Consider the following 7780-nt stretch of genomic DNA (forward strand, 5'->3'; position numbering starts at 1 on the left):
GCTGATAGGCAGGCTTTGGGATTATTGGGGGGGTCTGGTGCTGGTAAGAGTATGATTCTACGGTGTATTGCTGGTATAGAAACACCAAGCAAAGGTCGTATTGTTTTGAATGGACGGGTATTATTTGATTCTCAACAAAAGATTAACATTCCGAGTCGCGATCGCCGCATTGGTCTTTTAGTACAGAATTATGCGCTGTTCCCGAACATGACTGTGGCAGAAAATATTGCTTTTGGCTTGCCTAAAGGACTTTCTAAATTAGCTATTAAGCAGCAGGTGCAAGCCCAGCTATTAGCAGTACAATTAGAGGGATTAGGCGATCGCTATCCGCATCAACTTTCTGGTGGTCAGCAACAGCGGGTAGCACTGGCCAGAGCTTTGGCAAGTCAACCTGAAGTACTGTTATTAGATGAACCGTTTTCGGCACTGGATACTCACTTACGTAGTCAATTAGAGCAGCAAATGGTGACAACATTAGCCTCTTATCAAGGTATCACGCTGTTTGTTACCCACAATATGGAAGAGGCTTACCGAGTTTGCCCCAACCTGTTGGTCATGGAGCAAGGAAAAGCGATACAGTATGGGACTAAACAAGATATTTTTGAGCGTCCCGCTACTGTCAGCGTTGCCCAATTAACAGGTTGCAAGAACTTCTCAAAGGCTGTCGTTAAAGCATCTCAAGAAGTGGAAGCTATTGACTGGGGTTGCAGACTGCGAGTGATAGAACCAATTCCCAAGCAGTTATCTTTCGTAGGAATTCGCGCCCATCAGTTAATTTTTACCAGTGACTCATCCCAAGAGAACACCTTTCCCTGCTGGCTGGTGAGGACTAGCGAAACGCCCCACAGGATGACGCTGTTTATCAAACTGCATTCTTCTCCTAGCAATCCTAATGATTTTCATCTGCAAGCGGAAGTGTTCAAGGAAAAATGGGCGATTATGAAAGACCAGCCTTTGCCGTGGTACGTTCGTTTAGATTCTCTGCGATTAATTTTGATGGAATAATTTTTAATCTAAAATCTCAAATTTAAAATCGGCACGGTCAAATATCTAAAGTGTGTTAGGGTCAATCCCTTGCTGTTGTAATCTGGCTAAAAGATTTTGTAATTGTTCTTCTGGAGTTTGGTATCTGTTACCGTTCTCGTCATACCAATATAACCATTCTCGTGTTCTTCCTTGATAAGTACCCTGTTCTCGTCCAATACTTAAACCTATTTCCGGCATCCAAATTTTATCGCCTGGTTGTAAAATATATTGACCGTCAACTAAGCGATAAACTTCTAAACGTTGACGCTTGCGACGTAGCCGCATTGGTGCATAAATGACATAATACAAAATGCCTAATTCGGCATAGTCTATTTTCTTTTGTTCATATTCGCCATTATAAGTTTGAGAAACAACTTCTAAAGCTAAAATTGGTGCAATTCCCTCTTCTTCCCAAAAAACATAGCTGGAACGTCCATTTTCTCCAACAAAACGTTCCACCCCTAAACTCAAGAAACCATCAGGAACTATGGCTTTCTTACTGGGTGTATAATAAACTCCCATGTTAATGCCGAAAAACCAGTCATCGCGGTTTTGCCAAATTGAGGCTAAGATACCTAACAATAAGTTGGGAATTAATATTTGCAGTTCGTTATCCACAGGAGTATCATCTGAATCTGGTAATTCTGCTGATGAAGGTAGGCATTCTAAAGGATTGTAGTTGAACATAAGCAGTTATTAACCCCCAAAATCTAGGTTTAAACTCAGTTTTCCATTATTCAAAGGTAACTCAGTCTGTTTGTAAGAGACTTTGGTTTTAATTTCATCACTATGGCGATTTCTGAAGGTAGAGGATAAAAGCGATCGCTTCAACTTTTCGTCTTGGAAGTGAATGATATTAAGGGGTTTTGAAGTATCACTTAACTCTTGTTAAAGCGAAACTGATAAAAGCGATCGCCAGTAACTCAAAATCATGACTTGCGATCGCTTAAGCTTTTACAATGATTGGGCGTTCCTGAGAATCTCATTCCAACCGTTGACCACTGATTGTAAATTCTCTGGCAGGTTACTTTGAGAAATATCGTTGTATTGAACCGTCCCCTGTTGACTTGTAACAGTGTAGGTAATGTAATCAGCAGCACCATTAAGGGCTGGGTAACTCAAATTTCTGTATTCCCCAAATCGAGAACGTCTGAGTAATTGTTCAAATTGTCGCACCTCTTGTAAAGAAACTCGGCGTACACTTCGTTCTGAATCATTAGCATCACCGATTCGCACACGAATCAAAAGCCCATCTTGGCGTAACACTGTTTCGTAGGTTCTACCAGTGAAGCCACCGCTGGAGATTTCCCGAAATACTACACCTTGATCCAAAGGTGGTGGTAACTCACTAGCGGGAATGGGAACAGGTTGAATTGTATTGTCACTAGAGTCTTGAGAGTTCTTAATTTGATTCCAGGCTTTGATTACTGACTGTAAATTCTGCGGCAGGTTACTTTGAGAAATATCGTTGTATTGAACTGTACCCTGTTGACTTGTAACAGTGTAGGTAATGTAATCAGCAGCGCCACTAGGGGCTGGATAACTCAAATTCGTGTATTTCACAAATCGAGAACGTTTGAGTAATTGTTCAAATTGTCGCACCTGTTCGCGGGAAATACGGCGTACACTCCGTTCTGAATCATTAGCATCACCAATCCGCACCCGAATCAAAAGCCCATCTTGGCGTAACACTGTTTCGTAAGTTCTACCAGCGAAGCCACCGCTAGAGATTTCCCGAAATACTACACCTTGATCTAGAGGTGGTGGTAACTCACTGGCGGGAATAGGTACAGGTTGAACAGTACCAGCATCACCAATAATTTGACTCGCAACTGGATTAAACTTGACTTGAGAATAGTTATCAGTGTGATAAACAAATTTTTGTTGGTCAATGGCTACAGTTACCCGCCAACCAGGTACTTCCGCAAGAGTGCAAACATCACCGGCTAAATCCAGACAGCCATTACTCCAAACAACCTGTTTTGCTTCAATAATATTCTTTGCACTGACTGCAATCTTGATTCTGGCTCGGCTAGATGCATCTGCCAACACCTGATCTACAATAGACTGTGGTAAATTTGCTACTGGATTATTGCTGTTAACAAGTTTAACTCGTGAACCATCTTGATTAGAGAGAACAAACCAGCGTTGATTGCCAGCACCTACAGTTACTTGCCAACCTGGCAATAAAACTGGATCGCAAGGATTAGGATAAGTTGAGCGATCGCAACCATCAACCCAATCAGTCTCGATAAAGTCTACAATACTTAATGCTCTACTTGGTAATCCTGACACTTCTGTTGCTTGACGCAAAACAGCGTTTCTAACATTGGCAGGCAATTTTTTCCCAGTAGTTTCACTAGCCTTTTCATTCACCCTGATAGCGGAACCTGTTTGATTGGTGTGATAAACCAAAACTTGGTCAACAGCACTCACTGTTATCTGCCAACCAGGCGTTAAAGCTGCAAGACATAATTCATCTATCCCTCCTAAATTTAGACAGCCATCTCTCCAAGTTTGCTGTTGAGCTTGAATAATGTTTAATTGAGAAATTGGTTGTTGCAAACGTCTGGATGCTGCTTGTAAAACATTATTTCTCACAGATGCAGGTAATTGACTTGGTAGGTTATCTGAGGATGACACAGGCGTAGCCAAACGCAGCGATCGCCCGTTGCTATTGGTATGATAAGTCCATTTGCGTCTACCATTAGAAACCACAACCTGCCAACCAGGAACTAGTGCTTGGGTGCAAAATTCATCAGGTTGAGGCAATCCTAAACAACCATTACGCCAGGTCTTTTGACTATAATCAACAATTTTGAGTTCTGTGATTGGAACTTGCTCTCTGCGGGCTAAATCTTGCAGCACTGCCTTAGCTACGGAAGCTGGCAAGCGGTTTAATTTAAGATTATCTTTGCTAATTTCATTAGTGGTTTCCGGCAATGAGTTGGCAGAAGCGGCTGTAGCGTTTTTATTCAAGGTTAGTCCGCTAGCAACTGACAAAATGCCAGTCAAAATTAAAGCAGTAATAATTCGGGCTTGATTGGTAGTATGATAATTTTTCGGCATAGTTTTTACGATAAGATGTCTATCTTAGTAGTTAATCAAAACCTAAATGATTAATTCCTAAAATTTAGCAATTAGGAACAAAATTTCAGTGATCCCAAAACTTAACTAATAGAGATTAATTGAGTCTCTGTGTTTCAAGGCAGATATGAAACCAGACGCTGATATATAGATCATTTGTTCCTTGAAATTTATATTCAGTAGGTCGGCGCAAATAAAGCTAACTGGTAAAGGTCGTCATTTGTACTTAGTCATTAATAAGGATTTCCAGTACATTTACATTTTGTAACACAATTTTGTTTATTCGCACCGACTTACTTATCTTCAAGATTTATACCTGTCGATGAAGATTAAGTAACTAGGGACTGGGTACTGGGGACTAGTACTCGACCAACCCAAAATTGCCAGGTGGAGGGAGCAGGGGAGCAGGCTTCGCCGTGAGCGTCAGCCGAACGGGGAGCAGAGGAGCAGGGGAGCAGGGGAGAATAACTAATACCCCATTCCCGATTCCCAATTCCCAATTCCCAATTCTCAATCAGTAGACAACAATGCAACTTCTGTCAAAATATACCAATCATTAATCATGATTCGTTTTTTGATGGTTGTAGCAATTTATGCAAATATTTGTAAAGTGGTGTGTGGAGTTTTTTAGGTGGAATATTCTTCCAAATAAAAAATCGGCTTTGTTTGCTGTGATAGTTAGCTTGAGCATAGTAGTTACGGTGATATTATCCTTACCATTGAACGCTCAAACTACTTCAGCGCGATCGCTCTTCACAGAGTTAAGAGGAGTGTGGTTAACAAATATTGATAGTGATGTGCTATTTGAAGGCGATCGCCTGAAAAATGCCTTACAACGCCTCGATGAATTAAATTTTAATACAGTTTATCCTGCGGTGTGGAATTGGGGGTATACTTTGTATCCCAGCAAAGTTGCAGCTAAAGTGATTGGGCGATCGCTAGATCCCACACCAGGACTGCAAGGACGTGACATGCTGCAAGAAATTGTCACCGAGGGACATAAAAAAGGGTTAACGGTAATTCCCTGGTTTGAATTCGGCTTTATGGCTCCTGCTGATTCCCTCTTAGCCAAAAATCGTCCCCAATGGCTTACCAGCCGCAGCAACGGTACAAAGATTGTTAAAGAAGGCACACATGACCGCGTTTGGTTAAGTCCCTTTCGCCCAGATGTACAACAATTCATTCAAGATTTAATTGTTGAAATCGTCAAAAACTATGATATTGATGGTATTCAATTTGACGACCATTTTGGCTTACCTTCGGAGTTAGGCTATGATGCCTATACAGTAGCCTTATACAAAAAAGAACACCGTGGAAAAGCTCCTTCTAAAAACCCTCAAGATCCAGAATGGGTGCGTTGGCGGGCTAACAAAATCACCGACTTCATGAAGCGAGTATTTACAGCCATCAAAGCCAATAAAAAAGACTGTCTTGTTTCCGTTGCACCAAATCCCCAACGTATCTCATACAGCTTCTTTTTAGCAGACTGGCAGAAATGGGAACGGATGGGACTAATTGAAGAATTAGTATTGCAGATATATCGTGATGATTTGAATGTGTTTCTCAGCGAATTAGAGTATCCAGAAGTCAAAGCAGCACAAAAACATATACCTGTAAGTATCGGTATTATAGCCGGCTTGAAAAACAAATCGATACCCATCGCCCAGATTCAGACACAAGTGCAAAAAGTGCGCGATCGCAACTTTGCCGGCGTTTCCTTCTTCTTCTATGAAACCCTATGGAACCTCAGCCAAGAACCAGCCCTCAAGCGCCAATCTAGTTTTCAGCAAATCTTCCCCACGCCAGTGGCTTATCCGAATTTGCTCACAGGTTGGAAACCGTAGGGAGCAGGGGAAGCAGGGGAGCAGGGGAGCATGGGAGCAGGGGAGCAAGGGAGATGAGAGGGTGAGGTGACAACTGACAACTGACAACTAACAACTGACAACTGACAACTAACTTCTAACTCCTAACTCCTAACTCCTAACTCCTAACTCCTAACTCATAACTCCTAACTCATAACTCCTAACTCAGCACTCAGCACTCAGCACTCAGCACTCAGCACTTTAACTCCCTATTCCCAACCGCCCAGCCAAGCCGGGAGTTAGGGGTAAAAGAGTAGTAATCATTAAGAATAGAGCCAAAAGACCTAAAGCGGCTCTGGCATCATCGGGTTCGGTGATTTCATTCAAGCTGGGGCGTTCTAAATCCCGTTGTAAGAACAAAATCACAAATGCCCAATATAAAGCCAGAGTATTAGCAAGAGCTACTATTCCTAACAAAATTAAAGTTGCAAGTGTCGCCCGTCCTGCGGTTTTACGTCCGTAAATTGCCTGGACAATGCGACCACCATCTAATTGTCCAGCGGGCATTAAGTTTATAGCAGTGATTACCAACCCCAACCAACCAATCACTACCAAGGGATGAATACTCACTAGGGGTGACTGTAAAGCCGAACCCAAGACAACCCGCGCTAAGCTACCCACCAAAATCGAGCTTTGGAAAAACTGATTGGGCAATTGAAATAAACTGCCTGGGTGGGAAAGCAGTAAGCCAACGACTAGCATTAATAAAGAAACGATACCACCAAAAGCTGGCCCTGCCAAAGAAATATCGAATAATACCTTACGATTGGGCAACAGAGACTCAAAGCGAGTAATTGTACCAAAAGACCCAATTTGCACGGCAGGCAAAAAGAACGGCCAACTGAGGCGGACTTGGTGACGACGTGCAAGTAACCAATGACCGATTTCATGAGCTACTAAAATCGTTAATATGCCAGCGCCTATAGGTAAAGCTTCCGTAAACCGTTCTGGATTAGCAAATAAATCGAAATTCAGCAGCAGTCCCGCAGTTTCAAAACTAGTGCCGATAGTTGCCACAGCCAAGATACCTGCAAAGACTTTTTGCGGTAACATCGACGGTTGTGGGTCATTACTGCTGGGTAGAACAATCACCACAGGTTTTCCATCAGTGTTTTCCACTAAAAACAGGCGATATTTATCACCTAGTCTCACTTTTAAACTTGCAGACAAACGGTTGTGAACCTCTTCTGGTTCTCCTCGGAGATTGCCTTTAAAAATAGCTCCTTGTTGGTAAGGAATGGTTTCTGTGGCAAAAAATGTATCGATACCGAAAATGCTTTTAATTGCATTTAAGTCTTCTTCTGGAATGGGCAAGACTTCAATTTGCAATTCTGCAACTACTGGCTGTGGGGTATTTTCTGCTTGTAAGGAATCAGCCGCCAGCCTTTCAGTTGCCCTTTGCCTGAGTATGGCCTCTTGACCAGCCGATCGCAATTGTCTTCCTAAGAAGATGTACAATCCAGCAGAAACCACCACCAAGAATAATACACCAACTATGTTGATATATATTCCGGCTGCGAACAAACCAAAGAACAGCAGCCAGGGAGTCATTAACACTACAGACTGCAACCAGGCTAAGATTCCCAGCCTACCAAAAGGTCTGGCGCGATAAAAGCCCCAACCTAAAATTCCCAAAGCTACTAGCAAAAGTGTCCCAATGATGAGAGTTTCTGACGAAGTAAACATTTCCAAACCCATCGCTGTGAAATACCAAGCCCGAATTAGTCAGGTGTTAGAGATACACTTATCAGCCTACACGATTCAATGGGGACAAGGGGAGCAGGGGAGATGGGGAGATGGGGGGA

At 42.5% G+C, this 7780-nt stretch carries 5 protein-coding genes; 2 read left to right on the forward strand and 3 right to left on the reverse strand.

The genetic code is table 11. The features are described from left to right. Positions 1–1005: sulfate/molybdate ABC transporter ATP-binding protein (locus I8748_RS27810; RefSeq protein ID WP_198127747.1), on the forward strand; the 1005-nt coding region annotated here is incomplete at its 5' end. 45 nt (positions 1006–1050) lie between these two features. Here I8748_RS27810 and I8748_RS27815 read toward each other — a convergent pair. Together I8748_RS27815 and I8748_RS27820 are read right to left on the reverse strand one after the other, a co-directional pair. Continuing rightward, entirely contained in the window at positions 1051–1713 is a 663-nt protein-coding gene (locus I8748_RS27815) for a Uma2 family endonuclease (protein WP_198127748.1), read from the reverse strand. Between the two features lie 267 nt (positions 1714–1980). Next, on the reverse strand, positions 1981–4095 hold the full coding sequence (locus I8748_RS27820) for a hypothetical protein (RefSeq protein ID WP_198127749.1): 2115 nt from the start codon (positions 4093–4095) through the stop codon (positions 1981–1983). A 611-nt stretch (positions 4096–4706) separates the two neighbouring features. On the opposite strand from I8748_RS27820, the gene I8748_RS27825 reads away from it, so the two are divergent. Next, positions 4707–5957: a glycoside hydrolase family 10 protein gene (locus tag I8748_RS27825; RefSeq protein ID WP_198127750.1), complete on the forward strand. Its 1251-nt coding sequence runs from the start codon at positions 4707–4709 to the stop codon at positions 5955–5957. 219 nt (positions 5958–6176) lie between these two features. Here I8748_RS27825 and I8748_RS27830 read toward each other — a convergent pair whose 3' ends face one another. Next, on the reverse strand, positions 6177–7661 hold the full coding sequence (locus I8748_RS27830; protein WP_198127751.1) for a site-2 protease family protein: 1485 nt from the start codon (positions 7659–7661) through the stop codon (positions 6177–6179). Between the last annotated feature and the right edge of the window lie 119 nt (positions 7662–7780).

The sequence above is a fragment of the Amazonocrinis nigriterrae CENA67 genome (assembly GCF_016056305.1).
Taxonomy (GTDB): Bacteria; Cyanobacteriota; Cyanobacteriia; order Cyanobacteriales; family Nostocaceae; genus Amazonocrinis; species Amazonocrinis nigriterrae.